The organism is Hymenobacter duratus (genome assembly GCF_014698995.1).
Lineage (GTDB): Bacteria > Bacteroidota > Bacteroidia > Cytophagales > Hymenobacteraceae > Hymenobacter > Hymenobacter duratus.
The window spans coordinates 1104890-1131452 of sequence record NZ_JACWZZ010000002.1 but is presented as its reverse complement, the minus strand read 5'-3'; the positions used below and the strand labels follow the sequence as shown (position 1 = coordinate 1131452).

General features: G+C 60.6%; 23 protein-coding genes, 1 other RNA gene and 1 pseudogene. 9 read left to right on the top strand and 16 right to left on the bottom strand.

The window, feature by feature from the left end; genetic code table 11:
- Nucleotides 1–66: 66 nt before the first annotated feature.
- Entirely contained in the window at nucleotides 67–1272 is a 1206-nt protein-coding gene (locus IC231_RS12820) for a glycosyltransferase family 87 protein (RefSeq protein ID WP_190784871.1), read from the bottom strand.
- A gap of 395 nt (nucleotides 1273–1667) precedes the next feature.
- On the opposite strand from IC231_RS12820, the gene IC231_RS12815 reads away from it, so the two are divergent.
- Nucleotides 1668–2237 carry a DUF1990 family protein gene (locus tag IC231_RS12815; RefSeq protein ID WP_190784870.1) on the top strand — a complete coding sequence of 190 codons (570 nt, stop codon included), beginning with the start codon at nucleotides 1668–1670 and terminating at the stop codon, nucleotides 2235–2237.
- A complete protein-coding gene (locus IC231_RS12810) occupies nucleotides 2230–2958 on the top strand; it encodes a DUF1990 domain-containing protein (protein WP_190784869.1) in 729 nt (242 codons plus the stop codon). The genes IC231_RS12815 and IC231_RS12810 overlap by 8 nt, the downstream gene beginning before the upstream one ends.
- Nucleotides 2959–2969: 11 nt before the next feature.
- Here IC231_RS12810 and IC231_RS12805 read toward each other — a convergent pair whose 3' ends face one another.
- The gene (locus IC231_RS12805; protein WP_190784868.1) at nucleotides 2970–3626 is read right to left on the bottom strand and encodes a cytochrome b/b6 domain-containing protein; all 657 of its coding nucleotides are present in this window, start codon (nucleotides 3624–3626) and stop codon (nucleotides 2970–2972) included.
- A gap of 162 nt (nucleotides 3627–3788) precedes the next feature.
- On the opposite strand from IC231_RS12805, the gene IC231_RS12800 reads away from it, so the two are divergent.
- Complete coding sequence (locus IC231_RS12800) at nucleotides 3789–4829, top strand: NAD(P)-dependent alcohol dehydrogenase (RefSeq protein WP_190784867.1); 1041 nt, start codon at nucleotides 3789–3791, stop codon at nucleotides 4827–4829.
- Between the two features lie 111 nt (nucleotides 4830–4940).
- Here IC231_RS12800 and IC231_RS12795 read toward each other — a convergent pair whose 3' ends face one another.
- The 5 genes from IC231_RS12795 to IC231_RS12775 form a co-directional block, all read right to left on the bottom strand.
- Nucleotides 4941–6488 carry a serine hydrolase gene (locus IC231_RS12795; protein ID WP_190784866.1) on the bottom strand — a complete coding sequence of 516 codons (1548 nt, stop codon included), beginning with the start codon at nucleotides 6486–6488 and terminating at the stop codon, nucleotides 4941–4943.
- A gap of 59 nt (nucleotides 6489–6547) precedes the next feature.
- Complete coding sequence (locus IC231_RS12790; RefSeq protein ID WP_190784865.1) at nucleotides 6548–7039, bottom strand: hypothetical protein; 492 nt, start codon at nucleotides 7037–7039, stop codon at nucleotides 6548–6550.
- Nucleotides 7040–7127: 88 nt separating this feature from the next.
- A complete protein-coding gene (locus IC231_RS12785) occupies nucleotides 7128–8363 on the bottom strand; it encodes a pyridoxal phosphate-dependent aminotransferase (RefSeq protein ID WP_190784864.1) in 1236 nt (411 codons plus the stop codon).
- Nucleotides 8364–8405: 42 nt separating this feature from the next.
- Nucleotides 8406–8951: a hypothetical protein gene (locus tag IC231_RS12780; RefSeq protein ID WP_190784863.1), complete on the bottom strand. Its 546-nt coding sequence runs from the start codon at nucleotides 8949–8951 to the stop codon at nucleotides 8406–8408.
- Between the two features lie 15 nt (nucleotides 8952–8966).
- Nucleotides 8967–9671, bottom strand: coding sequence for a hypothetical protein (locus tag IC231_RS12775; RefSeq protein WP_190784862.1), 705 nt, complete (start codon nucleotides 9669–9671; stop codon nucleotides 8967–8969).
- Between the two features lie 120 nt (nucleotides 9672–9791).
- Between IC231_RS12775 and IC231_RS12770 the strand changes: the two genes are divergently transcribed.
- Nucleotides 9792–10349, top strand: a complete 558-nt coding sequence (locus IC231_RS12770) for a DinB family protein (protein WP_190784861.1) — start codon at nucleotides 9792–9794, stop codon at nucleotides 10347–10349.
- A gap of 89 nt (nucleotides 10350–10438) precedes the next feature.
- Here IC231_RS12770 and IC231_RS12765 read toward each other — a convergent pair whose 3' ends face one another.
- Nucleotides 10439–10765: a hypothetical protein gene (locus IC231_RS12765; RefSeq protein WP_190784860.1), complete on the bottom strand. Its 327-nt coding sequence runs from the start codon at nucleotides 10763–10765 to the stop codon at nucleotides 10439–10441.
- A 411-nt stretch (nucleotides 10766–11176) separates the two neighbouring features.
- Here IC231_RS12765 and IC231_RS12760 point away from each other — a divergent pair, with 411 nt between their 5' ends.
- Nucleotides 11177–11884, top strand: coding sequence for a hypothetical protein (locus IC231_RS12760; RefSeq protein WP_190784859.1), 708 nt, complete (start codon nucleotides 11177–11179; stop codon nucleotides 11882–11884).
- Between the two features lie 85 nt (nucleotides 11885–11969).
- Here IC231_RS12760 and IC231_RS12755 read toward each other — a convergent pair.
- From IC231_RS12755 to dnaX, 6 genes and pseudogenes are all read right to left on the bottom strand, one after another.
- Nucleotides 11970–12269 (bottom strand): annotated as a pseudogene (locus tag IC231_RS12755) (HepT-like ribonuclease domain-containing protein).
- Nucleotides 12270–12322: 53 nt separating this feature from the next.
- Entirely contained in the window at nucleotides 12323–12613 is a 291-nt protein-coding gene (locus IC231_RS12750) for a nucleotidyltransferase family protein (protein ID WP_190784858.1), read from the bottom strand.
- Between the two features lie 132 nt (nucleotides 12614–12745).
- The gene (locus IC231_RS12745) at nucleotides 12746–13183 is read right to left on the bottom strand and encodes a DUF7832 domain-containing protein (protein ID WP_190784857.1); all 438 of its coding nucleotides are present in this window, start codon (nucleotides 13181–13183) and stop codon (nucleotides 12746–12748) included.
- A 91-nt stretch (nucleotides 13184–13274) separates the two neighbouring features.
- Nucleotides 13275–14594, bottom strand: a complete 1320-nt coding sequence (icd, locus tag IC231_RS12740) for an NADP-dependent isocitrate dehydrogenase (protein WP_317173279.1) — start codon at nucleotides 14592–14594, stop codon at nucleotides 13275–13277.
- 150 nt (nucleotides 14595–14744) lie between these two features.
- Nucleotides 14745–17783: a M16 family metallopeptidase gene (locus tag IC231_RS12735; RefSeq protein WP_211539037.1), complete on the bottom strand. Its 3039-nt coding sequence runs from the start codon at nucleotides 17781–17783 to the stop codon at nucleotides 14745–14747.
- Between the two features lie 275 nt (nucleotides 17784–18058).
- Nucleotides 18059–20206 carry a DNA polymerase III subunit gamma/tau gene (gene dnaX, locus IC231_RS12730; RefSeq protein ID WP_190784855.1) on the bottom strand — a complete coding sequence of 716 codons (2148 nt, stop codon included), beginning with the start codon at nucleotides 20204–20206 and terminating at the stop codon, nucleotides 18059–18061.
- A 281-nt stretch (nucleotides 20207–20487) separates the two neighbouring features.
- On the opposite strand from dnaX, the gene IC231_RS12725 reads away from it, so the two are divergent.
- The 4 genes from IC231_RS12725 to IC231_RS12710 all read left to right on the top strand — a co-directional run bounded on the left by IC231_RS12725 (nucleotide 20488) and on the right by IC231_RS12710 (nucleotide 25003).
- Nucleotides 20488–22662, top strand: a complete 2175-nt coding sequence (locus IC231_RS12725) for a prolyl oligopeptidase family serine peptidase (protein ID WP_190784854.1) — start codon at nucleotides 20488–20490, stop codon at nucleotides 22660–22662.
- Between the two features lie 169 nt (nucleotides 22663–22831).
- Nucleotides 22832–23202, top strand: a transfer-messenger RNA (tmRNA) gene (gene ssrA, locus IC231_RS12720).
- 559 nt (nucleotides 23203–23761) lie between these two features.
- Nucleotides 23762–24289 carry a hypothetical protein gene (locus IC231_RS12715; protein ID WP_190784853.1) on the top strand — a complete coding sequence of 176 codons (528 nt, stop codon included), beginning with the start codon at nucleotides 23762–23764 and terminating at the stop codon, nucleotides 24287–24289.
- Between the two features lie 324 nt (nucleotides 24290–24613).
- Nucleotides 24614–25003 carry a hypothetical protein gene (locus tag IC231_RS12710; RefSeq protein WP_190784852.1) on the top strand — a complete coding sequence of 130 codons (390 nt, stop codon included), beginning with the start codon at nucleotides 24614–24616 and terminating at the stop codon, nucleotides 25001–25003.
- 79 nt (nucleotides 25004–25082) lie between these two features.
- Here the strand turns inward: IC231_RS12710 and IC231_RS12705 are convergent, their stop codons facing one another.
- Nucleotides 25083–25427 carry a hypothetical protein gene (locus IC231_RS12705; protein WP_190784851.1) on the bottom strand — a complete coding sequence of 115 codons (345 nt, stop codon included), beginning with the start codon at nucleotides 25425–25427 and terminating at the stop codon, nucleotides 25083–25085.
- A 56-nt stretch (nucleotides 25428–25483) separates the two neighbouring features.
- Nucleotides 25484–26536: a UV DNA damage repair endonuclease UvsE gene (gene uvsE / locus IC231_RS12700; protein ID WP_211539036.1), complete on the bottom strand. Its 1053-nt coding sequence runs from the start codon at nucleotides 26534–26536 to the stop codon at nucleotides 25484–25486.
- Nucleotides 26537–26563: the final 27 nt, after the last annotated feature.

Below are 26563 nucleotides of genomic sequence, written 5' to 3'. Positions count from 1 at the left end.
AAGTCTCCCTGCTACGAGCAAACCCCGGCGGAATGTTTGCTCAATCCTGCTTCGGCCCCGTTTTATTCAGCTGATATTCTGCTGGACCGGCTCAGCACCGGCTGCTTCTGCCGCCGAGGCAGCCGCCAGCCGGTCGCGCCAACGTGGAAACAGCAGCAGCTGGCTCTGAATCAGGGCCCAGACCAGAATCATGGGAGCTGCCTTGATTTTGTAGGTGTCGAAGAAGCCGGAGCGCAGGGAATGCGGGTACAGGTCGGTGGAGGCGAAGGTGGTGAAGAGCAGCACCAGTACCAGCAATGGGGTGGCCAGCGGCGTGGTGTGGCGGTAGTGTAGCCACCAGAACATAAAGCCCGCTACCGGCATGATGTACATCGGCGACTCGCCGGCCTGATTGAACACCACCAGAAATACCGGAATCAGCGCCACATACAGGCGCCGGAGGTCGGGGTGCTGGCGCTGCCGCCAGTACAGGGCCAGCGGCAGTAGCAGTAGCAGCAGCCCAACGGCCTGCACGCCCGGCTTCCACACGCTGATGCCCAGCCACGTGTCCAGCACGCCCATCAGGGAAAGCTGCACGGCCGTATTGAACCCCGACACTACCGTGTACCAGCTCTGGTAGATACCGGCAAGCGTTGTCCCCGACACCACCACCAGCGGTGCAGCCGCCAACACCACTGTGGCCGCCAGTCCCAACGCCAGCCCGCGCGCCAGCTGCTTCGGGTACAGTAGAAACAGCAGCCCAATGCCCAGCCCGTAAATCTTCAGGAAAAACGCCAAGGCCACGCACACCGCTGCCCAGCCCGTTTTTTCGCGCTCCAGGTGGATGTAGGTCCAGAGCATGAGGCCCAGCAGCAGGGCGTTGCTCTGGCTGTTGTGCAGCGCCGTCATCATATCCACGAGCACCAGCAACAGAAACAGCATGCTACGGCGTGCGTCCGGAAAGAGGCGTCGCCCGGCCGTGAACAGGACCACGTTGTTGAGTACATTCCAGAGCAGCAGGCCCAGCCAATCGGGCAGCACAGCCAGCGCGCCCATAACCAGCGCAAAAGTGGGGCTGTACTTAAATGGCGCGCTATACAGCTCCGGGTACTCGGCGTACAGGTCGCGGCCCGCCAGCAGATGATAAAACGGCCAGGTGAAAATCTTGTAGTTGTCGTACGACTGCGGCCCTTTCAGGTAGTGCTGCGCCGTGACGATGAGCGTGAGCACCGCGTAGAGCAGGGCCACGAAACGAGGATTCAGCAGAACACGGGAATAGCGGGCAGGCAGCATAGGCGAAAGCTAAAGTGCAAAAGTACACCGATTGGCCGGCTTGCCTCAGACCACGAAAACACGCCTCTCCAAGCCAATCCATTTGTTTTTGCTTAGAGAGGCTGCCTCAGAGCCCAAAACCATTCGGTTTTGCCCTGGTAGGTTTCCTCGGAGCACAAAACCATTTGGTTTTGTCTTGGTAGGTTTCCTCAGAGCACGAAACCATTTGGTTTTGTCTTGGTAGGCTGCCTCAGAGCACAAAACCATTCGGTTTTGCGCTCCGAGGCGGTGCAGGTGCCCCGAAACGATTGGTTTTACCCAGGCACCTGACGCGGACATTGCCGTAGCGGCCGCACCAACCCCAGTCCCGGTCGGCTCGTTTAGGAGAGAAGCCCCCGGGCTTTACCTGCTCCACTATGTCGAAACCCGAACAACCCGCCAACACCGGCAGCGGCGCCTTTTTTGAGCGCCGCTACTGGATAGACGTGCAGCACCCCCGCCAGCCGGCCGCCGAGCTGCTGGAATATGTGAAATGCCATGTGCCCGACTTCTCGCCGGATTTCCTGGCCGACTTCGAAAAATCGCAGGGCCAGGACCACTGCCTGCGCGTCGATGACGAGTTTCGGATCAAGATTCTGGGCCCCTGGAACGGCGACGTGCGCGTGACGGAAATCGGCGACGACTATTTCGAGTTTGTGACGCTGGAAAACCACCCCGAAGCGGGCCGCATCCGGTTCACGCTCTGTCCGCATCCGTCTTTGCCCGATACGGTGCACTTCGAAATTCACTCCTGGGCCCGCTCCCGCGACGGGCTGGTGGCCTTCACCTACGACACGCTGGGCATGGGCCGCAAGGTGCAGCAGCAAACCTGGGAAACGTTCTGCCAGCGCGTAGCCGACTACAGCGGCGGCCTGCCGCTGGGGCCGGTACACGTAGAAACCGTGAAGCAGGCTGACAACGAAACTGAAGTCACGCAGGATGCCTAAGTCCATTCCCCTCTACGAGCGGCAGAAAGCCCGCCTCGAGTCCTACACCAACGCGGGCTACAATTTCGACCTCGACCGCACACACGAATACACCCGGGAGGCCGGCTGGAACGTGGACGACTACGAAACCGAGCTGCCGCTGGAAGCGCCCGGCCCGCCCGAAGCGCATGGCTCCTGGGCTGCCGCCCGCGAAGTGCTGCGCAACTACACGTTTCCGCCGCCCGGCCTCATCACCGGCATCTTCCTACCCGACCAGCCGCTGGAAAAGCGCGTGATGGTACTGCGGGGCCGGTTTCTGCTGTTCACGTTCTGGTTTGGCGTGCGCATCGGAGGCGTCACGGATGAGTGGCGGACCCTCGAAAACGGCCAGCAGGAGCAGGTGTGGGGCTACAACTACCGCACCCTGGAAGGCCACTTCGAGCGTGGCCAGATTGATTTCATGGTCCACAAAAACCTCACGACGGGCCGCGTGGTGTTCCGAATTCACTCGTTTTCACAGACTGGCCGCATCAGCAACCCGTTCTATTGGCTGGGCTTTAAGCTATTCGGACGGATGTTGCAGAAGCGCTTCTCCCGCGAATCGCAGAAGCGGCTGAAGGCCCAAGTGGAGGAGATGCTGCGCAAAGGCTGGTCCAGCCCCTCGGCAGCCGAAGCGCCCCCCGTAAAGGCCGCCACCACGCACGACGCGGCGCAGGAGCAGATGAATAAGGCTACATCCTGATAAGAACCAGGCTATTTCTCGTCCGATGCTCCGCCGTTAATCATATCCGACACAATGCCTGGGTCGTGGGTGACTTCGGCGCGGAACACGCCGGCAATATGGGCGGCCACAAACGCAATGACAAGGTACATCGTGAATTCATGGACTTCCTTGGCCGTGTGCTCAATGCTGCGGAAGTTGTCCTCGAACACCAGAATCAAGCCCGTAGCGACCATTACGGCCAGCACGACATAGAAGCCCCGGTAGGCATAGCGCACCCACACGCCCTGTTGGGCTACTGTGTCGCCTTGAGCGGCGCGGCCTTTCAGAGCGGCTATTTTGGCGGCAGTGCGCTGCCGGCCCCGCTGCAGAAAGCTGACCACTACGCGGAAGGCCAGCAGCACCGACAGCGTAATGCCGATCCAGATATGCCAGTCCCAGATGCGGTGCGCAACAATGCGCGTGAGGCCGCGCAGGTCTTCGGGCGCCATGTTCACGCCTTTCTCGGCCAGCACTTTGCTGAATTCCGGGGCCAGGGTCTTGACTTTCACGATGACGAACAGAAACAGAATCGTCAGAAGCTGAGCCAGCACCAGGGCCGCGTTAGACCAGTGCCAGAAGCGTAGCCCTGCGGAATTGTGCCGGGGTGCCACGGAAATAGTAGTAGCAGAAGTAGCGGAAGCGGACATCGTACGTGTGGTAGTGTGGAGAAAGAAGCAGGGGCGTAAGGTACACCGTTACGGCCGTTTGTGGTCTGAGCGTGACGGTTTAATTCCCGGGAACGAACCTTCAGCGCCAAACACAGTTATACCCACTCGAACTTGCTCCGTTTCCCCCTTAAAACCACACGCATGATTGCATCTAAAGGATATGCCGCTCCGGCGGCTCACGCGCCGCTCACCCCGTTTCAGTTTGAGCGCCGCGACGTAGGCCCGCACGATGTGCGCATTGAAATTCTGTTCTGCGGCGTTTGCCACTCCGATGTGCACCAGGTCCGCGACGAGTGGGGCGGCTCCATCTTCCCAATGGTGCCGGGCCACGAAATTGTGGGCCGTATCACGGAAGTTGGCGCGCACGTCAAAAACTTCAAGCCCGGCGACCTTGCCGGCGTGGGCTGCATGGTAGACTCCTGCCAGCACTGCCCCGAGTGCAACGACGGCCTGGAGCAGTACTGCGACAATGGCTTTGTGGGCACGTACAATGCCCGTGAGAAAGACGGCACGCCCACCTACGGCGGCTACTCCAACAATATCGTGGTAACGGAGAAATTCGTGCTGCGCGTGTCCGAGAAGCTGGATCTGGCCCGCGTGGCGCCGCTGCTCTGTGCCGGCATCACCACCTGGTCGCCGCTGCGCCAGTGGAACGCCAAGCAGGGCGACCGGGTAGCCGTAATGGGCCTCGGCGGCCTGGGCCACATGGCCGTAAAGTTTGCGGCCGCTATGGGCTGCGAAGTAACGGTGCTCAGCACCTCGCCCGGCAAGGAAGCCGACGCCAAAGCCCTGGGCGCCCACAAATTCGTGGTAACCAAAGACCCCGAAGCAATGAAAGGCATCGGCAACTATTTCGACCTGATCATCAACACCGTGTCGGCTCCCATGGACCTGACGCCCTACGTGGCCAGCCTGCGCCGCGACGGCACGATGGTGCTGCTGGGTGTGCCACCGGAAGCGCCGCAGCTGCATGCCTTCAACCTGATTGCCAAGCGTCGCCGCATTGCCGGCTCGCTCATCGGGGGCATCCAGGAAACCCAGGAAATGTTGAATTTCTGCGCCGAGCACAATGTCATGTCCGATGTGGAAGTTATCCGCATGGACTACATCAACGAAGCCTACGAGCGGATGATGAAGTCCGACGTGAAATACCGCTTCGTGATTGATCTGGCCACGCTGTAAGCAGTGGTGCTGTGAACCGGTCCAGCTTGGTTTAACATAGCTGATAAGTCCAAAAAAGCCCGCCTAGCATCATGATGATGACAGGCGGGCTTTTTTGGGCGTTTGGTGGTATTACAGCTTGCTGAACACGTACGGGTCGTACTCCACGTAGTCATTCACGCGCAGCTCCACGGTCTTCACGTTGTTGCCATCCATTTCAAACTTGGCCGGCATCACGCCAAACACCAGGTCGGAGTAGGTGGCGCGGAATTCCTGGCCGTCCATGTAGTCAAGGGTGGCGGTAAGGCCGGGGTGGTTGGGCAGCGTAACGAGCAGCTGCTTGCCTTTCTGGCTGATGCTGATACGGCCAAACAGCTTGTTTTCATACTCGCCCACATAGGCCTTGAGCGGCAGCGCGGGCTTGTTCTTTTTGCTGACGCGGGCGGCCAGCTCCTTCGTCGGATCAGTTTTGGTGGCTTCGGCCAGTTGCTTGCGTTTCAGGCCTTGGGCGCTGCGGTCCACGTAAGGCACGCCCAGGTAGCTGTCAAGCAGCTGGTAGCGCAGCAGCTCGAAGAAGCTCTGGTTGTCGTTGTTGGTGAGGACGGCAATGCCCAGCCCGGCTTCCGGCACAAAGCACACGTTGCTCACCTGCCCCGAAGCGCCGCCGGTGTGCCAGAAAATCTGCTTGCCGTTATAGTCGGCGGCTTCCACACCCAGCCCGTACGTGACGAAATGCATGGGGTAGATGGCCGATTTGCGGCTGCTGATAACGGTGTTGGCGTCACGGGTTTTGCGCAGCGCCGCCCAAGGCATCACCTGCTTGCCCTGGTAGCGGCCACTATCCAGCTGGAAACGCAGCCAGTTGCTCAGGTCCGTCACGTTGGAAACGATGCTGGCGGCCGGAGCCATGTTGTCCCAGTTATCAAACGGCACTTCTGCCAGCGGCCCGAACGTGTTGGAGTAGGCGTGCGCAATATTCGGCCGCTGCCCAAAGCCCGCTGAGCTAACATCGGTGCTGGTCATGTTCAGCGGCTGCAGCAGGTTCTGGCGCACGTAGTTTTCCCAGCTGGTGCCGCCGGTGGCCGCTGGTATCACCTCGCCCGCCGCCACAAAGCCCGAGTTGCTGTAGCCATAGTCGCGCCGGAACTGGCCACCGGGCTTCATCAGCCGCATGCGCCGCACAATTTCCTTGCGCTCCAGATTGGATTTGAAAAACGTGAAGTCGCCTTGGAACGTCTTGAAGCCGAAATGGTGGCTCATCAGGTCGCGCACCGTCACCTGCTGCGACGCCAGCGAGTCGTAGAGCCGAAAATCGGGCAGGTACTTGGTTACTTTTTCGTCGAGGTTGATTTTCTTCTCGCCATCGAGCTTGGCCAGCGCCGTGCCCGTGAACAGCTTGGTGTTGGAGGCAATCATGAACAGCGTGTTGGCATCCACGGGGGCGGGTTTGCCCATTTCACGCACGCCGTAGCCTTTCTGCACCACTACTTTTCCGTCTTTCACCACCACTATGGCCAGCCCCGGTACTTGCCATTTCCGCATCCCGCGCTGGATGTAGCTGTCGAGGCTATCGGTGACGAAACGGTTGGGTGCGGTGGTGGTTTGGGCCAGCGTAGCCGGAGCGGCGCTGAGCAGCAGGCCAGCCGCCAGTATCAGGCGGGGGAAAGTGGGAAGAAGCATGTAACAGGAGCGAATGAAAACCAGAATCTGCCCGGAAGGTACAGCAGTTTCGCCACTGCTTACTCCTTCTCCACGGGGTACCGGAAGGTGCCTTCCAGCGTAAAGCGCCGCCCGCCCCGCCCGGCTTCGCACACCTGGCACGAATACGTGCCCATCAGCCAGTGCCGCACAGTATTTACCCCCGTAATAGTAACGTTGCCGGTGTTCTGGCCGCAGGATTTGGAGTAGGCTGATACCTTGCCGAAACGATACGACGCGTCGCGGTTGCGGCCACTCAGAATTTCCTGGAAGCTGTAGCTGCGCGCCTGAATCGGGAACCGGTCGATGATGATGGTCAGGCCTTCGCCGTCCGGGTCGTCGGCGCGCACGATGTTGAGGCGCAGCGCCCGGTCTTCGCCCAGGAAGAAGCGGGAACTGATGGTATCGGCGGCCACGGCCTGCCCGTTGATGCGCAGCGTGAGCAGCCGCGCCGATTCGGGCAATGTGGGCTGCGCCCTGGCCGGTACAATACCGAGCAGTGGCAGGAGCAAAAGAGGCAGCAAACGTTTCATCAGGAAGCAGAACGCAAGAATCAGCCCAGAAGGTATACAAAGCCTGCTCGCGGCGGCACTACGGAGCTAAACGGTGTACCCAAGCGAATCAGCCAGCCGCTTCCCGGACCCCGGCGGCTACACGCTGTTGCTCCTCGCGGCCCGGGTATTGCTGTAGCGCTGCTTCCAGGCAGTCCATGGCCTTGCTGATGATGTCCTGATTGACAACGTAGGCCAGGCGTACCTGCTGGCGGCCCAGGCCGGGCGTGGCGTAGAAACCGGAAGCCGGCGAAATCATCAGGGTCTGGCCGTGGTAGCTGAACTCCTCCAGGAGCCATTGCGCAAACCGGTCGGCATCATCCACGGGCAGGTGGGCAATGACGTAGAACGCGCCGCTGGGAGTGGGCACCTGCACGCCGGGCATGGCCCGCAGGCGGCGCAGCATCAGGTCACGGCGTGCTAAGTATTCGGTTTTGGTGTGGTCGAAGTAGGTAGCGGGCAGGTCGGCGGCGGCTTCGGCCAGCAACTGCCCCAGGCCCGGCGGGCTCACGCGCAGCTGGGCCAGCTTGAAAAATACGTCGCGCAGGGCGGGGTTTTTTGTGACAATGGCCCCGATGCGCGCCCCGCACGCACTATACCGCTTCGATATGGTATCGAGCAGCACGATATGGTCGTCGGCGCCGCGCAGGTTCAGGGCGCTGGTATACTCGGTGTTGTAGCAGAACTCCCGGTACGCCTCGTCGGAGAGCAGGTAGAGGTTGTGGCGCAGGCATAGCTCCTTCAGCTGCTCCAGCTCCGCGCGGCTGTACACGTAGCCGGTGGGGTTGTTGGGGCTGCAGATCAGAATGGCCTTAGTGCGCGGCGTAATCTTCCGCTCAAACTCCGCGAGGGGCGGCAAGGCGAAGTTGTCTTCCAGCCGTGCCGTCACGGGTACCACGTGCGTGCCCGTAGCCACGGCAAACGCCGAATACGGCCCGTAGAACGGCTCTGGCACGATAAACTCGTCGCCGGGATTCAGGCAGGCCAGCAGCGCAAAGGCAATGGCCTCGCTGCCGCCCGTCGTCACGATGATGTCATCGGACACGACGTCCAGGCCCAGGCGCTGGTAGTAGTCGGCCAGCTTGCGGCGGTAGCTGGGGTAGCCGGCCGTAGGGCTGTACTCGAGCACCTGAATGCTGGCCCGCTGCACGGCTGCCAGCATGGACGGCGGCGTTTCGATGTCGGGCTGGCCGATGTTGAGCGGGTGAACGATAATTCCCCGCTGGCGGGCGGCGTCGGCGAAGGGCGTGAGTTTGCGGTAGGGCGAAGCAGGCAGGGCCACGCCGCGCTGAGAAGGCTGGAGCATGGGCTTAAAGATAGACCGGGGCCCGTCAATACCTAGCCGGGCTCAGGAAGCAGGGCCATATACCTCGCGCCACAGCTGCTGGTAGAGCTGCTGAAACCGGTCGGCGGCGGCGCGCGGAAACGGGTAGCCCTGCGGCCCCACAAACACGAACGGCGTGGCCAGGTCGGGCTGGGCGGCATCCCGCACGCGGGCAAATTCTTCGAGCCAGATATCGTAGTGCTCTATCAGCCGGTCGGCGTCGGGCAGCAGCTCCAGCGGAATCAGGTAGCCTTTCTCGATGAGCAGGTTGCGGATGGCCTCGTTGCCTTCTTTCAGGATGCGCGCCTCCAGGTACAGATTGCCAGCGGCATAGCGCCGGAACGCCCGCTCGGTGCGGTTCAGCTGCATGTGCAGCGGCGCCAGCAGCTCGGCCAGGGCTTTTTCCTTCCAGCTGAAGCGCGAGCGGAACGTGGTTGCCAGCTGCTCATACTGGGTCCTGATTTCGTGGGCAATCCGCTCGGTGCGGCTTTTCAGCAGCAGCCCCAGCAGCAGGGCCACCACCGCGTCGCTGATGAGGGCGGCCAGCAATACTTCCGAAAACGTCTTCATGCGGAGAAGGGGGCCTTACACGGCTGGCTCGCGGGAAGGGTCGCGCACGACCAGCGTGAGGGTGGTCTGCACGTAGTTGTTCATCTTCACCACCGGCGTTTTGCCCAGGTTGTCGAAGTCGCCGTTGATGTCGGTGAAGCTGATGACCTGCGTGAACAGCGGCTTGTCTTCCACTTCCTTCAGCAGATTACCGACCACGGCTCCTAGTTGCAAAATGACTTCGGCGGTGCGGGCCGGGGCGCCGACAATGGCTCCTACCACCTCGCCCACTAGGCCACGGTAGTCGTCGGAGTCGCGGGCCTGGGCCAGCACGGCGGCCGTGTCGCGCAGGCCTCTCTTGCTCTTAAGCACCGATAGCAGCACATGCACCTGCGACGGGGCCTGCTCGTTTTCCTGCTGCTGCTTCCAGAGGTACGCGGTTTTGTCCACGGGCAGGTCTTCGCCGTCATCAATGCGGGCAAAGCCTGACAGCGTCAGGGCCTGGGGCTCGGGGTTGAGGTCGTCGAACACGACCAGCAGCAGGTACACGTCGGCGAAGCCGGGGAAGGGCCAGACTTTGGGCGTGCGGTTGTCTTGGATAAACACCCGCGACAGGCGCACTTCCAGGCCCGTAACGGTGTGGGAGCTACCAATACCGCGGGCTTTGCTCCGCACCCGGGCATTGGTAGTCGGCAACGACACGGTATCTACAACGGCATCGGAAAGCAGGTCGAGGGCCATAGCAAGAAAGAGAAATGGTGGAAGGATAAGACTGCTACTGGGAAGATATTGGTTTTTGTGAATATACCCACCAACTCATCTGCGCCCAACCTGCGGGCGGCCCCGGCAGTTATACTACCCATGACCACGCCCTCCGTTCCGCAACCCGAATACTGGCTGCGCGGCCCGCTGCCCGAGGTGCCGCCGCTGCTGCAGCCCGTGGCGCACGCGCTGCTGCAGGCACGCGCCGAAGTGCAGGCCGCCCTCCACGACTTCCCCGACCATCTGCTGCCGGTGCGGCCGGCCGGGGTGGCGTCGGTGGGGTTTCATCTGCGCCACCTGGCCGGCGTGCTCAGCCGCATGCAGACCTACGCTCGCCAGCAGCCGCTCACGGCCGAGCAGTTTCGCTTCCTCGCCGCCGAAAAAGAAGGCCCCACCGCCCCCGAAACCACCGTCGCGCTGGTGCAGCAGTTTTCGGAAGCTGTGGAGCAGCTGCTGGCCGCGCTGCGCGCCACGCCCGAAGCTACCCTCACCGAGTTCCGGCCGGTGGGGCGGCAGGCGCTGCCCAGCACCGTCATCGGGCTGCTGGTGCATGCCGCCGAGCACACCACGCGCCACACCGGCCAGCTGCTCGTGACGGCGCGGGTGGTGCAGGCGGGGCAGGCCACGTATGATGCCGCAAGTCCTTCTATCCACTAGCGGAGGGCGACCCACAACGACAAAGGCCGTTCTGCTGTGCTCAGCAGAACGGCCTTTGTGTGGGCAGCAACCGTTAGGTTTTGCGTTTTTTAGTCGGTGAGGTCGGCGTTGGTTTTGCGCAGCACCAGCCTGCCGGCTTCGCCGGAGCAGAGCAGCCGCTTCCCGTCGCGGGTGGTGGTAAAGCTGGCGACGTAGCCGTTTACCTGCGGGCGGGCCTGGCGCAGCACGAACACGCTGCCATCGGTCAGCTCGGCTACATCGGTGGGCGGGTAGTAGTCGGCGGGCAGCCGCACGGTTTTCTCAAACGTGCCGGTTTCCGGGGTGGCCGACTGGTCGTCGTCTTTGGAGCAGGCGGCAGCCACGCCCAGCACCGACAGGAGCGGGGCCACGCGCCGCAGGGTAGGGATACGAAACATAGAAATAGGAAAGAGAAAGAATGGGCCTGTAAACTGCCCCTTCGCCGGAATATTGTGGCTTCGGGATACAAAAAACAGGAGTTAGCGGCCGGCAAAGCGCCAGCCGGCAGCCGTGTCGAACGGTATGGAAGTCGTGTCGACCGCCCCGGAAGTCGTGTCGACCGGCCCGAAAACCGTGTCGCCCGCTATGGAAGCCGTGTCGACCGGCCCGGAAACCGTGTCGACCGGCCCGGAAGTCGTGTCAACCGCCCCGGAGGTCATTCCGACCGACGTGGAAGTCGTGTCGAACGGTCTGGCGCTCGTGTCGAAAGGAGGAAGAAAATCGGGTGCGAAAACGGGGATGGTGCGTGCTATACGTGACGCGAAACTTGCTACATTACGCGCATCTATTTCACTTCAATTTTTCCTTATATGGACCGAATTAAACCCGATTTTAAGTGCCGACTGGATGAGCTGGTGCCGCTGGCACGGCTGCTGCGCGCGAGCTACCTGCGCGACCAAGCCGACTTTCAGGAGCTATTGCCCGAGGACTATACCGCCGCTTTCCTCAAAGACTATGATGCCCACGTAGCGGCGGCCGATGCGCTGGAGGCTACCTCGGTGCAGATTGCCAAGCGCATGGTGTTCACGGAGCGCATTGAGGCCGTGTACAAGGGGCTGCCCCAGGCGCTGGATTTCCTGGCGGCCCGCGTGCGGCGCGCTACCCCGCTCACGGTGCCCGCCGACCGGTTTGGCATTGAGCAGGCCCGCCGCGCCCGGAACCACGACGACCACTCGGGCCTGGAAGCGTCCCTCAAAACGCTGCTCCAGAACCTGGAGGCTAACAAGGCGGCGCTGGCGGCCAAAGGCCAGAAACCCGACGACACCCAAAAGCTGCAGGACCTCTACGAAGCGCTGGTGGCGGATACCACCAGCCAGGGCAGCCAGATGAGCAGCCAGAAGATTAACACGGAGGAAAACATGACGGTGCTCAACGCCCTCTACGCCGAAATGGCGCACCTTTTCAACGATGGCAAGGCCCTCTACGCCCGCTCCGACAAAGCCAAGGCCGAGGACTACACCTTCCAGCAGCTGCTGAAGCGCGTGCGCCGCGAACGGAAAGCCGGCACGGCGCAGTAGGCGTTTCGGCTTACTGGAAATGAAACAGGGCACCCGGTGGGGGCCCTGTTTTTGTTTGCGCTGGGGTAGGTAGGCTGCTTTCAGATTACGGCTTCTCGCTTGCAATAATCGTTAGCACATCCTGGTAGTTGGCGGGCAGGTGCTGGGTAGCAACGCGCCAGATAATGGCATGGTCAAGGCCAAAGTATTCGTGAGAAATGCGGTTACGCATCCGGTACATCTGCGACCAGGGCACCTGCGGATAGGCCTACTGCACGTGTGCTGGTACTTTCTTGGCAGCTTCCCCAATGACTTCGATGTTGCGCACCACGGCATCCACAACCAGCTCGTTAACGCGGAATTGTTCGAAATCCAACCCGGCGCAGTAGCGGGCTATGCGTTCCATGGCTTCCTGCATATCCTCCTCCAGGTATAGCAGATAGGAGCGGGGAGTAGCCATCAGACGTAGCGCACCTGCGCCAGAATGCTGTCCCGCAGCTGCCGCTTCAGGGCGTCGGGCGTGACGAGGTCTACTTTGCGGCGCAGGGCATTTTCCAGCAACTCTTCCAGCTCGAAAAACTCCCAGCCCGGCGGCTCCACGAATTCGGCCAGAATATCTACGTCGCTGTACGGGCCGGCCGTGTCGGTGGCAAAGGAACCGAAGTAGCCCAAGCTGCGCACCCGAAACCGGGAAGCCAACAGAGGCTTCAGGTCGCGGAGAATGGCTTCAAGCTGCTGGCGGGTTTGCATGCTGTAAGATACGGAAGTCTGGGCATGAGGCCAGCTTGCCGCATTGCGGCAGTGGAGGCGCAGCCTCCCCCTGATGGGCTGGTCACGAGTTACGCTGCGCTAAACTCGCGCCAGAGGGGATTAGGCGTTCAGCTATACAGATTTCCACTCCGCGAACCGCTGATCAATCACTGGTTTCAGGCGGTCATAATTGTTCCATGTATCCTCTACATGGTATATGGTCGGCAAGTCCGCTGCTAGTGTCTGCTCATAGTCTTCGTAATAGGAGCCAAGTCCACCTTCTTCGTCACTATAATAATAATGAGCGAATGCAAGGCCTTCATCATTCAAATCCTCGGCCCAAAATTTCTCATCACACTGAGTTTGCAAAAAATCGCGGCCTGTCATGGTGCGTTGCCGAACAGCCTCAAGCGCCTGTTTTCCGTCTTCATCTTCGTGATGAACTTCACCTTCTAGCTCTTGCTGGATTATCCAAGCTATAAACATTCCGATATGAGTCGCCCCATTTTCATCAGGAAGTTCTTCTGGGAAATCACCCCCGTAATGCCAGTCTGCTTTATCCAGTGCCATTGATTTATAAGATGGTCTATTTTAAAACCCCCGCGCAAGCCTGACAGCTAACGCGGGGGGTTTCAATGGTTAATTGGCTACGGCCAAGCTACTACATCCGGGCGATAACCTCGTCGCCGAACTCGGAGCATTTGAGCAGGGTAGCGCCTTCCATCTGGCGTTCGAAGTCGTAGGTGACGCGCTTGGCGGCAATGGCGGCTTCGAGGCCTTTGTAGATGAGGTCGGCGGCTTCCTGCCAGCCCAGGTGCTCCAGCATCATGGCGCCGCTCAGAATCACGGAGCCGGGGTTCACCTTGTCCTGGTTGGCGTATTTGGGCGCTGTGCCGTGGGTGGCCTCGAAGATGGCGTGGCCGGTGAGGTAGTTGATGTTGGCACCCGGCGCAATACCGATACCGCCCACGATGGCGGCCAGCGCGTCGGAGATGTAGTCGCCGTTCAGGTTCAGGGTGGCTACCACCGAGTACTCAGCGGGGCGGAGCAGAATCTGCTGCAGGAAGGCATCGGCGATGCTGTCCTTGATGAGGATTTTGCCGCCGTCGAGGGCTGCTTTCTGCTGGGCGTCGGCTACTTCCTGGCCCTGCTTGGCCAGCACCTTGTCGTACTGGCTCCAGGTGTACACCTTGTCGCCGAATTCCTTTTCGGCCAGCTCGTAGCCCCAGGTTTTGAAAGCGCCTTCGGTGAACTTCATGATGTTGCCTTTGTGCACGATGGTCACGGAAGGCTTCTTGTGCTCGATGGCGTACTTGATGGCGGCGCGCACCAGCCGCTCGGTGCCCTCTTTCGAGACGGGCTTGATGCCGAACGAGGACGTTTCGGGGAAGCGGATTTTCTTCACGCCCATCTCATCCTGCAGGAATTCCAGCATTTTCTGGGCCTGCGGCGTGCCGTTCATGTACTCGATGCCGGCGTAGATGTCTTCGGTGTTTTCGCGGAAGATGACCATGTCGGTCAGCTCGGGGTGGCGCACGGGCGAGGGCACGCCCTCAAACCAGCGCACGGGCCGCACGCAGGCGTAGAGGTCGAGCTCCTGGCGCAGGGCCACGTTCAGGCTCCGGATACCGCCGCCCACGGGCGTGGTCAGGGGGCCTTTGATGCCCACGAGGTATTCGCGGAACGCGTCGAGGGTTTCGTTGGGCAGCCAGTTGTTTACTTGCTTGAATGCCTTTTCACCGGCCAGTACCTCTTTCCACACCAGCTTGCGCGCGCCGCCGTAGGCTTTTTCTACGGCCGCATTGAAGACGCGCACGGAGGCCGCCCAGATGTCCGGACCCGTACCGTCGCCTTCGATGAAAGGAATGGTCGGTTGGTCAGGCACATTGAGTTTGCCGTTCTTGATGGTGATTTTCTGTTCTGCCATTGTTGAAGGTACTTTGGACTGTATGTTTTTAGTAGTTGCGAAGGGCGACTTCACTCCTAGCTCTAGTTGCCTCACCCCAACCCCTCTCCAAGGGGAGAGGGGCTCTAGGTCTAGCTTTCTAATCCTTTTTTAGAGCTAGTTCCCCCTCTCTAGAGGAGAGGGGGCCAGGGGGTGAGGCGACGGAGGGTCGGGGCGTGAAGTCGGTCAATACCCGAAAATTTCTTTCAGGGTGAGTTGCTGGACCTGGCCGTACTTGGCCAACTCCTTGAAATTGAGGCGGTCTTTGGAGCCAATCACCAGAATGGTCTGGTTCTGGCCTTTCACGCGGGCCTGCTGAAACTTCTGCAGGTCCTGGAAGCTCATGTTGGGCGTTTGCTCATACACGTCGCGGCGCAGGTCGTAGTCGAGGCCGAGGCGGCGGGCGCGCTCGTAGCTGAGCAGGATGTCGGCCTTGGTGATGCGCTCCGTGGCGATGCTGTTGCGGATGGCGTTCTTGGCGATTTGCAGGTTGGCTTCGGCCACGGGCATGTCGTTGAGCAGGGTGTTCATGCCGGCCATGGCCTCGGGCAGCTTGTCGGCCTGTGTGCCGATGGAACTCATGTTGTAGGCGCTGCGGCCCATCTTGTCAGGGTTGACGTAACGCGACAAAGCCGAGTAAGCCAGCGCCTTCGACTCGCGCAATTCCTGAAACACGATGCTGCCCATGCTGCCGCCGAAGTATTCGTTGTAGAGGCTGGTGGTCGGCACCAGGGCTTTGTCGTAGATGGTGCCTTTGGTCAGGAACAGGATTTCGGCCTGCACCATGTTGTAGTCCACCCAATAGACCTTGCGCTGGTTCATGGGTTGCTCCGCGAAGTCCTTGGCCGCCGGGGTGGGGGTGAGCTGGGCGGGGCCGCGGTGGTAGTTTTCAAGAGCATCTACTAGCCCGGCTACCATCACGCGAGACTGAGGCGTCTTGGCGTCTTGCGTAGGAGCCACCTCCTTATGCCACGTTTCCAGCATACGCGGCCCGTAGTACAGCACGCGGTGCTGGTAGGTCGGGATGGTTTTGATGGTGGCGGTGAGCTGCTCGGGTTTCAGGGCCTTCAGCTCTTTCTCGCTCAGCTGCGTGGTGAAGGGGTTTTTGGGGCCGTACTTGGCGAAGTTCACCATGGCCTGGCTCAGAATCACCTGCTTGTTCAGCTTGGCATCCTGGCGCGACTTCAGCACGCCGGCCACCATGTTTTTGAGGGCGGCGGCATCGGGCTTGGGCGCGGCCAGCAGGCTTTCAAACAACTGCAGCGCCGGCTCGAAGTTGGCGTCGAGGCCGGAGAGGCTGACGGTAGTGCGGTCCTGCCCGCTCTGCACCGCGAAGGAGCAGCCCAGCTTGTAGAACTCCTGCTGCAGCTGCGCGGCCGTGTATTTGTCGGTGCCCAGGTACTGCAGGTAGTCGGTGGCGAGGCCCAGCCTGGGGTCGTTGTTGGTGCCCAGGTCGAGCACGTAGAACAGGTTGAAGAGGTTGTTTTCGGTGTTGCGGGTGTAGTACACCGGCACGCCCGACTCCAGCTTCACTTCCTGAATGTCCTTCTTGTAATCCACGAACACCGGCTGCAGCTCGGGGCTGCTCAGGCCGGTTACCTGCTTGTAGAAGTCGGAGGCCACTTCGCGGTTCACGGGCACCGGCGTAATGGCCGGCTTCACCACTTTCACGGCGTTGGCGTCTTTGCCGGTGCGCTTGTAGATGGCCGCGTAGCCGGGGCCGTAGTACTGGTTGGCCACGCGCATCACCTCTTCCTTGGTGATGGTGCCGAAGTCGTTGATTTGCTTGAGGTAGTCCTTCCAGTCCTCGCGGGCCACGAAAGCCGCCACAAAGGCGCCGGCGCGGGCCTCGTTGTTTTCGTAGCTCTTGGTGCGCTGCAGCTGCTCGTTGTTGATGATGGCCGGAATCAGCCAGTCGGGGAAGTCGCCCTTCTTCACCTTGTCGAGCTGGGCGAGCAGCAGGTCGCGCACCTCTTCCAGCTTCTGGCCCTGGCGGGGCGTGGCGTAGAGAATGTGCGAGGAGTAGTCGTTGTTGATGTCGGTGAACGAGGCCGCCTGCAGCACCTTCTGCTGCTGATTCAGGTTCAGGTCAATCAACCCGGCCTGGCCGTTGCTGAGCAGCTTGTCCACCATGCGCAGCACCAGCGCCTCGCGGGTGGTGGTGCCGGGAAAGCGGAAGCCGAGCATCACGTTTTCGGCATCTGGCCCCACAATCTGCGTCACGAGCGGCGCCGTGATGGGCGCTTCCTGAGCAGGCGTAAAGGCCGGTACCGGCTTGCTCTGCAGCTTGCCGAAGTACTGGTCGATGACGCGGATGGTCTGGTCATAGTCCAGGTCGCCGCTCAGGCACAGCGCCACGTTGTTGGGCACGTAGTACTTGTCGAAATACCGCTTAATCTCCGTGATGGACGGGTTCTGCAGGTGCTCGATGGTGCCGATGGTGGTCTGGGTGCCGTACTCGTGCTTCTGGTAGAGGCTGCGGTTCAGAGCCTCGTATTCCTTGTTGAAGTCGTTGTCGAGGCCGCGGTTTTTTTCCTCGTACACGGCTTCCAGCTCGGTATGGAACAGGCGCGGTACCATCTCGCCCAGCCGCTCGGCCTGGATGGCGGCCCACTTTTCCAGCTGGTTGCTCGGAATGTCTTCCTGGTACACCGTCTGCTCGACGGAGGTGTAGGCATTGGAGCCTTTCGCGCCGATGGCGCCCATGACCTTGTCGTACTCATTGGCCACGGCGTACTTGGCCGCTACGCCAGAAATCGAGTCGATCTGGTGATAGGTGCGCTTGCGGGCGGCGGGGTCGTTGCGCTGGGCGCGGTACTGTTCGTAGAGGGCCTCAATCTTGGTCAGCTCCGCTTTTTCGGCCGGCCAGTTCTGGGTGCCCAGCTTGGAGGTGCCCTTGAAGACCATGTGCTCCAGGTAGTGCGCGAGGCCGGTAGCAGTGGCGGGGTCGTTTTTGGAGCCGGCGCGCACGGCCAGGTAGGTCTGGATGCGCGGGGCGTCGTCGTAGTCGGACAAGTAAACGGTCAGGCCGTTATCCAGCGTGTAGATGCGCGCTTTGAGCGGGTCGCCTTCTACAGTCTGGTACTTGTATTCCTTCTGTTTGGGAGCCTCTGTGTTGGCGGCCGGGGTAGTGGCTGCTGCTGTAGCAGCGGGCTTGCTGGTCTGGCATTGAGTAAGACCGAGCGTGGCCAGGGCTGGAATAAGGAGCAGAAGGGGTTTTTTCACAGGGAGACCAGCGCAGGCAGCAGAGCAGAACGGAATAAGGAGTCAAAGATAGGCGGACCCCCTGGGAATAAAAAGCTCTGCCGCGCCCTCTCGGCCGCGAAGTGCGGAAAAATGCGTATGAAGACCGACGGATTAGCGCGGATGGTGCTCGACTAGCCGGTTTTCGCGGCTGATTGGCAAAACAAAGGGGCTTGCCACGTGACAAGCCCCTTTGTTTTAGAGAGTAGTAAGTGTGCCGCCCCCAGGAATGGAAGCGCCGCTCACAAAATCCGTGATTAATCGACGTCGAGGCCCAGTTTCTGCTTCATTTCCAGCAGCATCGGGTACTTCTCCATCAGGTAGTCCATCTTGTCGGTGGACGTGTAGAGCTTGCGGCCGGTTTCCACTCGTTCCACTACTTCTACCTGCACGTTGAGGCGTGGATAGCCGGTGCGGCGGCGCAGCTCGCCCAAAAACTCGGCCCGCAGTTCGTTGAACAGGTCTTCCTGCACGGGGTTATCCACGCGCAGCAGAATCAGGTGCTGCTCGTTGGCCTGCACCGGCCGGTTGAGCAGGCTATAATGCATCATGCTGATGGGTTTGCGCTCTTCGGTCAGCTCCTTCCACACGCGCTGCAGCACCTCGTCGTTGATGGCGGGCAGACCGGTGGTCGGGCCACTGGGCTCAGTGTCCACGGCGGCTTTGCCGGCGGCAGCCTGCTGCTCCAGTTGCGCCTTCATGGCGCTCAGGCTGCCCAGGCCGGGGAGCTTGGTGCCGAGGCCCAGCGGCTTGCCGGCGGGCGGCATCCCGGGGCGGGGCGGCGGCATAGGAGCCGCCGTCACGGCGGGCTGGCCCGGCTCGTGGCCGGCCATACTGGGCCGCCCGATTTCTACGTGCGGCACGGTGTCGCGCAGCCGGGCCGTAGCTGGCACCTGCGTTGCGCCTTCATCCTCGATGCTGGGCGTGTCGTGGAGCTCTTCCACGCCGCTTTCCACTGGCACAATGGGCTCCGGGTCGGCGGGCGCATGCGCCAGTTCTGCGGTATTGATGGGCGCAGCCGGTGCCGGGCGTGGAGTGCTGGTGCCGTTCAAAGAGCCGTAGGCAGCCGGCGCTTCGGCAGTACCGTCGGCTACAAGCTGGCCATTGGGAGCCGGTGCAGCCAGAGTCGTTACGCTACTTTTTTTTTTCGCCTCGCCGTTGCTGGCTGAGGCGGCGGGGCCGGCGCTCAGGTCGCGGGCAAACTGCACGGCGCTGTTGAGGTAGGTGAGCTTCATCAGCGTCAACTCTACGTGCAGGCGCTGGTTTTTGGCCTGCTTGAACTCCCGGTCGCAGAGGCTCACCAGGTTCAGGCCGGAAAGCAGGAACGGCAGCGGCGCGGCCTGGGCCTGCTGCACGTAGCGGCTCCGGATGTTGTCGGATACTTCCAGCAACTGCACCGTCACGGGGTCTTTGCACACCAGCAGTCCGCGCAGGTGCTCGGCCGCGCCCACCACGAAATTGTGCAGGTCGAAGCCGTTCTGCATGATTTCCTCCAGCAGCAGCAGCGTGGCGCTCAGGTTTTCGGTGAGCAGCGCATCCACGAGTCGGAAATAGTACTCGTAGTCCAGAATGTGCAGGTTCTGCACCACATCCTTGTAGGTCAGGTCGTGGCCCGAGAAGGTCACCATCTGGTCGAACATGCTCAGCGCGTCGCGCAGGCCGCCGTCGGCTTTCTGGGCCAGCAGGTGCAGCGCGTCGTCTTCGGCCTTGATTTTCTCCTGGGTAGCCACGTGGCGCAGATGCCCCCGAATGTCGTCGACCCGAATCCGATTGAAGTCGAAAATCTGGCAGCGCGACAGAATAGTGGGGATAATCTTGTGCCGCTCGGTGGTGGCCAGAATGAAGATGGCGTAGCTCGGCGGCTCCTCCAGCGTCTTCAGAAAGGCGTTGAAGGCCGCATTCGAGAGCATGTGCACTTCGTCGATGATGTACACCTTGAAGCGGCCCTGCTGCGGGGCGTAGCGCACCTGCTCCACCAGGCTGCGGATGTCTTCCACCGAGTTGTTCGAGGCCGCATCCAGCTCGTGCACGTTGAACGAGGCGTTTTCCTGAAACGCGCGGCACGATGAGCATTTGCCGCAGGCTTCCAGCTCGAACGGCGTGTTGTCGGCGTCTTTGGCCGTGAGCAGCGCATCGGGCACGATGTCGGGCTGCTGCTGAATCAGCTCGGAAATCGGGCGGCTTTTGCGCACGTGTTCCTCTACAAACTCGCAGTTGATGGTTTTGGCCAGAATGCGGGCACAGGTGGTTTTGCCCACGCCCCGGGGCCCACAAAACAGGAATGCCTGCGCCAGATGCTGCGAGGCAATGGCGTTTTGTAGAGTAGTAGTGACGTGCTGCTGCCCCACCACGCTGCGAAACGTGGCTGGACGGTACTTGCGGGCCGAAACGACGAAATTCTCCATAGATGCTGGCTACAAAGATAGGCAAAGCCTTGCCCGAATCCGCCCCCGGCAGGTGGGGTTTTGATCAGGCAAAGCCGCTTGCCGGAGCATCTCACCAGCCTGAAATAAGGCCCCAGGGTGAAGGCAGAGCAAAGATGAGAAAGGCGGGTGCTGGCGGTGTGGTTTGATAGGCGAATAGTTGATAATCACATGATTGTGTGATTGTGCAGTGCTGATAATTTGGCGTGTTTGGCTGGGCCTTATGCCGGCCGGTGCATTTCTCAATAGTTATTATTTTCCACATGAAGACAATCCTATTCCTCACGGCTCTGCTGGTCTCCACCACCGCCCTGGCCCAGTCGGGGCCGGCCGCTGCGCCCTCCGTATCCGCCACCGATACCTACTTCGGGGTGAAGGTGGAGGACCCCTACCGCAACCTTGAGAATCTGCAGGACCCCGCCGTAGCTTCCTGGATGAAAGTCCAGAGCGAGTATGCCCGCCAAACGCTGGACGCCATACCGGGCCGGCAGGGACTGATTGATAAGATGGTGGAGATGGACAAGCGCAAGGCCGCCCGCGTAACGGACCTGCGCGTGGCCGATAACGACCGGTACTTCTACTACAAGTCGCGCCCCCAGGACCAGCAGCCCAAGCTGTACTGCCGCGACGGTTACAAGGGGCAGGAGGTGCTGCTCTTCGACCCCGAAACCTACGAACCGGGCAAGGTGTACAACATCAACGGTTTCTCGCCTAGCCTCGATGGCTCCAAGGTGTCGTTTGGTATCAGCGAGAAAGGAACTGAGCTGGGCCGCACCCTGATTATGGACGTGAAAACCCGCAAGCTCTACCCCGAGCAGATTCCGTTGAACCGGGGCGGCGGCGACTGGCTGCCCGACAACCAGACGCTGGCCTACCTGCCCTTCAATAACGGCGACCTGAAGGACATGGCCGCCCGCCAGAACACGCAGTGCCGCCTGCACCGCGTGGGCACGCCCGTCGCTCAGGACCAGATAGTTTTCTCCAGCCAGCTCTATCCCAAGCTCGGCATCAAGCCCTCCGACTACCCTTATGCGGGCATCGACCGGGACACCAAGCTGGCCTATGGCTTCCTGTACTCCGTGGACCGCTACATGAACGTGTTCTACGCCCCGGCAGCGGCCCTCACCAAGCCCAATATCCCGTGGAAGCCGCTGTTTCGGCCCTCCGATGAAGTCACCAACTTCGTGACGGACGAGCAGAATATCTACTTCGTGACTTCGCGCAACACGCCCCGCCAGAAGCTGATGCGCATGCCCGCCGCCCGGCCTGATGTAGCCACGGCCGAAGTGCTGGTGCCCGAAGCGGCCGGCGAGTCCATCAACGATGAGCAGCTGAAATTCACGAAGGATGGTCTGTATTTCGTGCGCACGAAAAATGGGGTGGAAGCCAAGCTGTACTTTGTGCCCCGGGGCTCGAAAACGGCACAGGAGCTGAAGCTGCCCCAGCCGGCCGGCCGCCTGGAGCTGACGGGCAAAAACGCGCAGTCGTCGGACCTGTGGGTGACGATGGGCGGCTGGACCACCGACCGGCAGCGCTACCGCTATACCCCGGCCAGCCGGCAGTTCACGCCCGAGCCACTATCGTCGGAGGCGCAGTACCCCGAGTTTGCCGACTTGGTAGTGGAAGAGTTGATGGTGCCTTCGCACGACGGCGTGCAGGTGCCGCTGTCGTTGGTGTACAAAAAGGGCCTGAAGCGCGACAAGTCAGCGCCTACGCTGATGGTCGGCTACGGGGCCTATTCGCGGGCAATGGAGCCCACCTTCATGCCGCCCTTCCTTCTCTGGGCCCAACAGGGCGGGGTGCTGGCTGTGCCGCACGTGCGGGGCGGCGGCGAGCTGGGTGAAGCCTGGCATAAGGCCGGCCAGAAAACCACCAAGCCCAACACCTGGAAAGACCTCATTGCCTGCGCCGAGTACCTGACCAAAAACAACTACACCGCGCCCGGCAAAATAGCCATCAACGGCGGCAGCGCCGGGGGCATCCTCATCGGGCGGGCCATGACCGAGCGGCCCGACCTGTTTGCGGTAGCCATTCCGGAGGTGGGCTGCCTGAACGCCGTGCGTATGGAAAACTCGCCCAATGGCCCCGTAAACGTGCCCGAGTTCGGCACGATTGCCAAGGAAGATGAGGCCAAAGCGCTGCTGGAAATGGACGCCTACCACCACCTCAAATCCGGCACCCAGTACCCCGCCACGCTCGTTACGGCTGGCTTCAACGACCCGCGCGTTATTGCGTGGCAGCCGGCCAAGTTTGCGGCCCGCCTGCAGGCCAGCAACACCAGCGGCAAGCCCGTGCTGTTCTTCACCGACTACGAGGCCGGTCACGGCATGGGCGACTCCCGCCTCAAGCAGTTCGAAAGCATTGCCGACCTCATGGCCTTCGGGCTCTGGCAGACCAACGCGCCCGGATTTCAGCCCAATAAAGTAGCTGCTAAATAGCGTCAAGTTGCGCGTCGAAGAAAGGCTGCGTTAGCCCAGCATGGAAAGCTCAGATTCCTTACGCGTTACGGGTGTCGAAGGGAACAATTTCAGGTGCTGGCAACGTTTTCTGGCTGATGTGCGTACATTCGCACCCCGCTATTCGTGGCGGGTATGTTCTTTCTCAATTGGGGCTGACCGGAATTGACAGCTTGTGCATGTCGCGAGTAAGCGTGTCGGGAGTTGGATGAATCTCCCGTAAAAAAAGCCGTCCGAACAACAACTGGCGAGTATAGCTACGCCATGGCTGCTTAGTCTAGGTACTAAGTAATGTCATCGTCCCGCACCCGTAATCCTTCTCACGGGTGAGTTCGGGGCGTCGTAAGAGTTAGGATAGTCTTAGGGGCGCTGTGACGCTAAGGCGAAACTCAAACAGATAAGGACAAACCAAGGGCCTGATGTGCGCCTGGGATGTCTCGAAAATCTAAGCATAGATACACACGTAGAAAGCTCGACGCCTTCCTTGTCTGGACCAGGGTTCGACTCCCTGCAGCTCCACTAAATCCCGCTTTGCAGCTTGCAGGGCGGGATTTTTGTTTTCAGGCCCACAGTATTGCCAACACCAGGGCCGGTTCTCCGATTTTGAGGGTAAAGCAGCCAGCTATGTCTTTCAGAGAAGATGGTCGGGCCGCTGAAAACGATGCAGACGCGCGGGCTGGCGCTTTTCTTGGACCGCCCCTGCTCCAGAAGCAGGCGGTACGAAGGCCGGCTGACGGCGGTAAGGCCCGGCTCCACCAGCGCCGCCGGAAATTCATCACCGAACCGAAGCCGGCATGTCGGCTCAGGCCCTTGGCCCGCACGAAGGCGTGGTGCTTAACAAGCTGGTACTTGATTTCGGCGGATTGAACCCCAGCTGACCGGGCTACCGATAAGCACTTCGGGAAGCGCTGTGCCGAAAACCGCAGCAGAAGGCCGTGTAGACCAGCACTGAAAACCCTGTGGCACCGGGCCTATGCCGAGCAAAAAGAGGATGAACAATCCACGGATATTTCGCCTTTTTAGAATTAATAGGGCGAGCTATCAGGCATTTAGCCACGTCTTTTACTATCTTGCTGCAGCTATGAAACACGGGCTGACTTTTCTGCTTTTGCTGCTTTCTACCCTGAACGCTTGGGCCATACAGCCGGCTGGCAGCACAGCACAGCGCGAAACCACTTTCCGTTCGCAGAAACTGGCGGCAGAGTTGCGCACCACCTGGCTGGGTATGCCCCGGCAGAGTTTCCGACGGCTAGTACCTGAGCAACGGCTTGGTGCCCCAACTTCCATCAGCTACTACACTCGTCCCGGCGAGCCCCTTATATTGGGCGGCTACCGCGTAACGGGCATCAGCTACGGCTTCTACAAAGACCAGCTGTGCTGCATTGAGGTGCGCGTGCTGGGCGAGGCCAACTGCCGCGGAATTCAGGCGCTCCTCACCCGTAGCTATGGCTCTGGCTCTTCTGCCACAAGCCAGCGCTGGGAAAATGCTCAGCTGCGCTTACTCTACAACGAAATGCCCAAAGGCTATGCTACCGTGGTAATAGCCAGTCCATCGTTGCTGGCACGGTACCAGGCTGAGCAGATGACGACGCCGAACGAGGCCGCGTAAGCCTCGGACGCAGACTGCCTAATCAGCCCGTAGCGTTGCATTCTGCCCCCTGAAGCTCCTCTTCAAAGAGGAGCTTTTTTGTGCTTCCTTCGGCTCCAGAACGCCACCAGCCCGTGGCTTTTCGCTTGAAGAAAGAATCAGGAGCACCCGGCCTCAGGGCTCTTATTCCTGGTGGGCGAGCCAGGTGAAAAAAATATGTAGTAGATTGAATATCAAAATTTTGTACTCCAATAATCTCGCGGTTTTCAGGCGGTGCCAGCACTTTGGTCGTATGGAACCCAACAGGAGCTATATCGGCATCCGTTACTCCATAGCAGACATATCATGAAAACGACCTTGCTTTTTGCCACCATACTACTTGCTGCTGCTTCCGCGCAGGCTCAGATGACACCTACTTCGCCACAACGGGCCGGGAGCCAGAACCAGACCACGGTATCTCCGGCGGCACCCTCCAACCCGGGTACCCTGGACCAGCGCACTCCTACTACCACCAGCCCCACGCAGGTAGGTTTGGGCAATAGTCCAACCCAGATCAGCACTGGGGTGGGCACCGGTACTACCCCAGTCGAGCCCCCGCTGCAGCGGCCTGCCACGATGGAGGAGCGCACGATGCAGCGCCGCACTACCGTGCAGCCGAATGCGCCGGCACGCCGTGCTACCACGCCTACCGCACCCCGCACTACTACGCCAAACACCGTTCCGGCTCAGCGCTGATACGCCTGAAGGCACCAGATACAGCAACGCCCACCCTGGTCACAGGGTGGGCGTTGCTGTATCTGGTAAAAGCTATTCCTTACCCTGCTGGCTGTGCCTCAAGCTTGGCACCAGCCTGGAGCAGCACGTCGCCGAGGGCCCGCAGGTTTGCCTGCAGAGGTGTGTCGGCGTGGGCGGCGGCCTGAATGGTCTGGGAGCCCAGCATATTCAGTGAGCGGCCGATGAGCTCGGCATTGAGCGAGCCGCTGCTCAGCAACGACTGCAGATTGCCGATTTCCCGGCCTATGTCCTGCAGTGCAGGCTCGCCGCTGTGCAGCAGTTGTTGCTGCCAGGTTTCGGTGTTGTCCATGGCCGCACTGAGCGGAATACTCGTGAGGCCGTTTTGCAAAGAATGAAGCGTAGCGTTGAGCAGGTCGGTGGTCATAGTAAGCAGAAAAAGAGAAGGATAAAAACAGAAAAACAGCTGAATACACCCGAAGGTTACCGTTCAGCTACCGGCTTCTTCGGCGTGCGGGCTTTGCGCGGGGGCAGAGCAGACGAGTCTGTAAGCGCAGGAGGGAAAGTAGGGGCCGTGTAGCCGGCCGGCGCAGGCGGCACCAGCGACAGGCCGCGCAGAATGCCGCAGGCCCGGTGGGCACTGGCCTCCTTGTCTTTAATTTCCAGCATGATATCGGCGTCTAAGCTGCCCAACTCGTGCAGGAAGCCACGAAACAGGTCTTCCTGAATGGAGCTTACGTGCTTGCCTTTCCGCTCCCCCGGCGACTGAGAGCTGTAGTCCATCATCATCACGCCGTCCCGCGTAGGATGCCAGGTAGCCGCCGCTAAGCGTAGCGCCTCAGCCATCGGCTCGCCATGGTTGAGGCATTCGTGATGGAAGTTGTCGAAGAGAATGGGGGTGCCGGTAGCGGCATGCAGCCGCAGGCAGTCCTGCAGGCTGAACAGCCGGTCGTCGTTTTCGACCACCAACCGCACCTGCACTGCTGCTGGGAGGGTATGAAATGTGGCGATAAACCGCTCAATAGCCGTGTCCCGGTCGCCGTAGAGGCCGCCCAGATGGATCTGGAGCTTAGCCGTGCTGTCGAGACCCATCAAGTCCAGCATCGAGCCCTGATACACCAGCTCGGCAATGCTGCGCTGCACAATATCGGGGCTGGGCGAGTTGAGCACCACAAACTGGTCGGGGTGCAGCGAGACCCGCATACCGTGGGCCTTGATATAGTCGCCAATGGCGCGGAACTCAGCGGCGAAGCGGCTCTGCCAGGGAAAGGTGTTGACGGGGTGCGAGCCAAACGGCACAATGCCGGAGCTGATGCGGAAGAACAGCAGTCCATGTGCCACATTATACTCCAGAATGCGCTGCAGACACGCCAGATTGGCTGCCACGGTCTGCTCTACCCGCTCATCAGAGTAAGAAGCCAGGCGGAATGTAGTCGAGGAAGTGCAGTCGAGTGACTGATTGATACAAGGATACCCGATTTTCATTTTCGGGCTTACGAGTTGGTCGGGTGGTGGGTTGGTAAAGAACACCATCATGCTCAGCATGCTTTTCTTTATCCAGCT

What these genes read in the sequence shown, in the direction of transcription:
- IC231_RS12820 (WP_190784871.1), bottom strand. Translation starts at nt 1,272, where the DNA reads ATGCTGCCTGCCCGCTATTCCCGTGTTCTGCTGAATCCTCGTTTCGTG.
- IC231_RS12815 (WP_190784870.1), top strand. Translation starts at nt 1,668, where the DNA reads ATGTCGAAACCCGAACAACCCGCCAACACCGGCAGCGGCGCCTTTTTT.
- IC231_RS12810 (WP_190784869.1), top strand. Translation starts at nt 2,230, where the DNA reads ATGCCTAAGTCCATTCCCCTCTACGAGCGGCAGAAAGCCCGCCTCGAG.
- IC231_RS12805 (WP_190784868.1), bottom strand. Translation starts at nt 3,626, where the DNA reads ATGTCCGCTTCCGCTACTTCTGCTACTACTATTTCCGTGGCACCCCGG.
- IC231_RS12800 (WP_190784867.1), top strand. Translation starts at nt 3,789, where the DNA reads ATGATTGCATCTAAAGGATATGCCGCTCCGGCGGCTCACGCGCCGCTC.
- IC231_RS12795 (WP_190784866.1), bottom strand. Translation starts at nt 6,488, where the DNA reads ATGCTTCTTCCCACTTTCCCCCGCCTGATACTGGCGGCTGGCCTGCTG.
- IC231_RS12790 (WP_190784865.1), bottom strand. Translation starts at nt 7,039, where the DNA reads ATGAAACGTTTGCTGCCTCTTTTGCTCCTGCCACTGCTCGGTATTGTA.
- IC231_RS12785 (WP_190784864.1), bottom strand. Translation starts at nt 8,363, where the DNA reads ATGCTCCAGCCTTCTCAGCGCGGCGTGGCCCTGCCTGCTTCGCCCTAC.
- IC231_RS12780 (WP_190784863.1), bottom strand. Translation starts at nt 8,951, where the DNA reads ATGAAGACGTTTTCGGAAGTATTGCTGGCCGCCCTCATCAGCGACGCG.
- IC231_RS12775 (WP_190784862.1), bottom strand. Translation starts at nt 9,671, where the DNA reads ATGGCCCTCGACCTGCTTTCCGATGCCGTTGTAGATACCGTGTCGTTG.
- IC231_RS12770 (WP_190784861.1), top strand. Translation starts at nt 9,792, where the DNA reads ATGACCACGCCCTCCGTTCCGCAACCCGAATACTGGCTGCGCGGCCCG.
- IC231_RS12765 (WP_190784860.1), bottom strand. Translation starts at nt 10,765, where the DNA reads ATGTTTCGTATCCCTACCCTGCGGCGCGTGGCCCCGCTCCTGTCGGTG.
- IC231_RS12760 (WP_190784859.1), top strand. Translation starts at nt 11,177, where the DNA reads ATGGACCGAATTAAACCCGATTTTAAGTGCCGACTGGATGAGCTGGTG.
- IC231_RS12750 (WP_190784858.1), bottom strand. Translation starts at nt 12,613, where the DNA reads ATGCAAACCCGCCAGCAGCTTGAAGCCATTCTCCGCGACCTGAAGCCT.
- IC231_RS12745 (WP_190784857.1), bottom strand. Translation starts at nt 13,183, where the DNA reads ATGGCACTGGATAAAGCAGACTGGCATTACGGGGGTGATTTCCCAGAA.
- dnaX (WP_190784855.1), bottom strand. Translation starts at nt 20,206, where the DNA reads ATGGAGAATTTCGTCGTTTCGGCCCGCAAGTACCGTCCAGCCACGTTT.
- IC231_RS12725 (WP_190784854.1), top strand. Translation starts at nt 20,488, where the DNA reads ATGAAGACAATCCTATTCCTCACGGCTCTGCTGGTCTCCACCACCGCC.
- IC231_RS12715 (WP_190784853.1), top strand. Translation starts at nt 23,762, where the DNA reads ATGAAACACGGGCTGACTTTTCTGCTTTTGCTGCTTTCTACCCTGAAC.
- IC231_RS12710 (WP_190784852.1), top strand. Translation starts at nt 24,614, where the DNA reads ATGAAAACGACCTTGCTTTTTGCCACCATACTACTTGCTGCTGCTTCC.
- IC231_RS12705 (WP_190784851.1), bottom strand. Translation starts at nt 25,427, where the DNA reads ATGACCACCGACCTGCTCAACGCTACGCTTCATTCTTTGCAAAACGGC.
- uvsE (WP_211539036.1), bottom strand. Translation starts at nt 26,536, where the DNA reads ATGATGGTGTTCTTTACCAACCCACCACCCGACCAACTCGTAAGCCCG.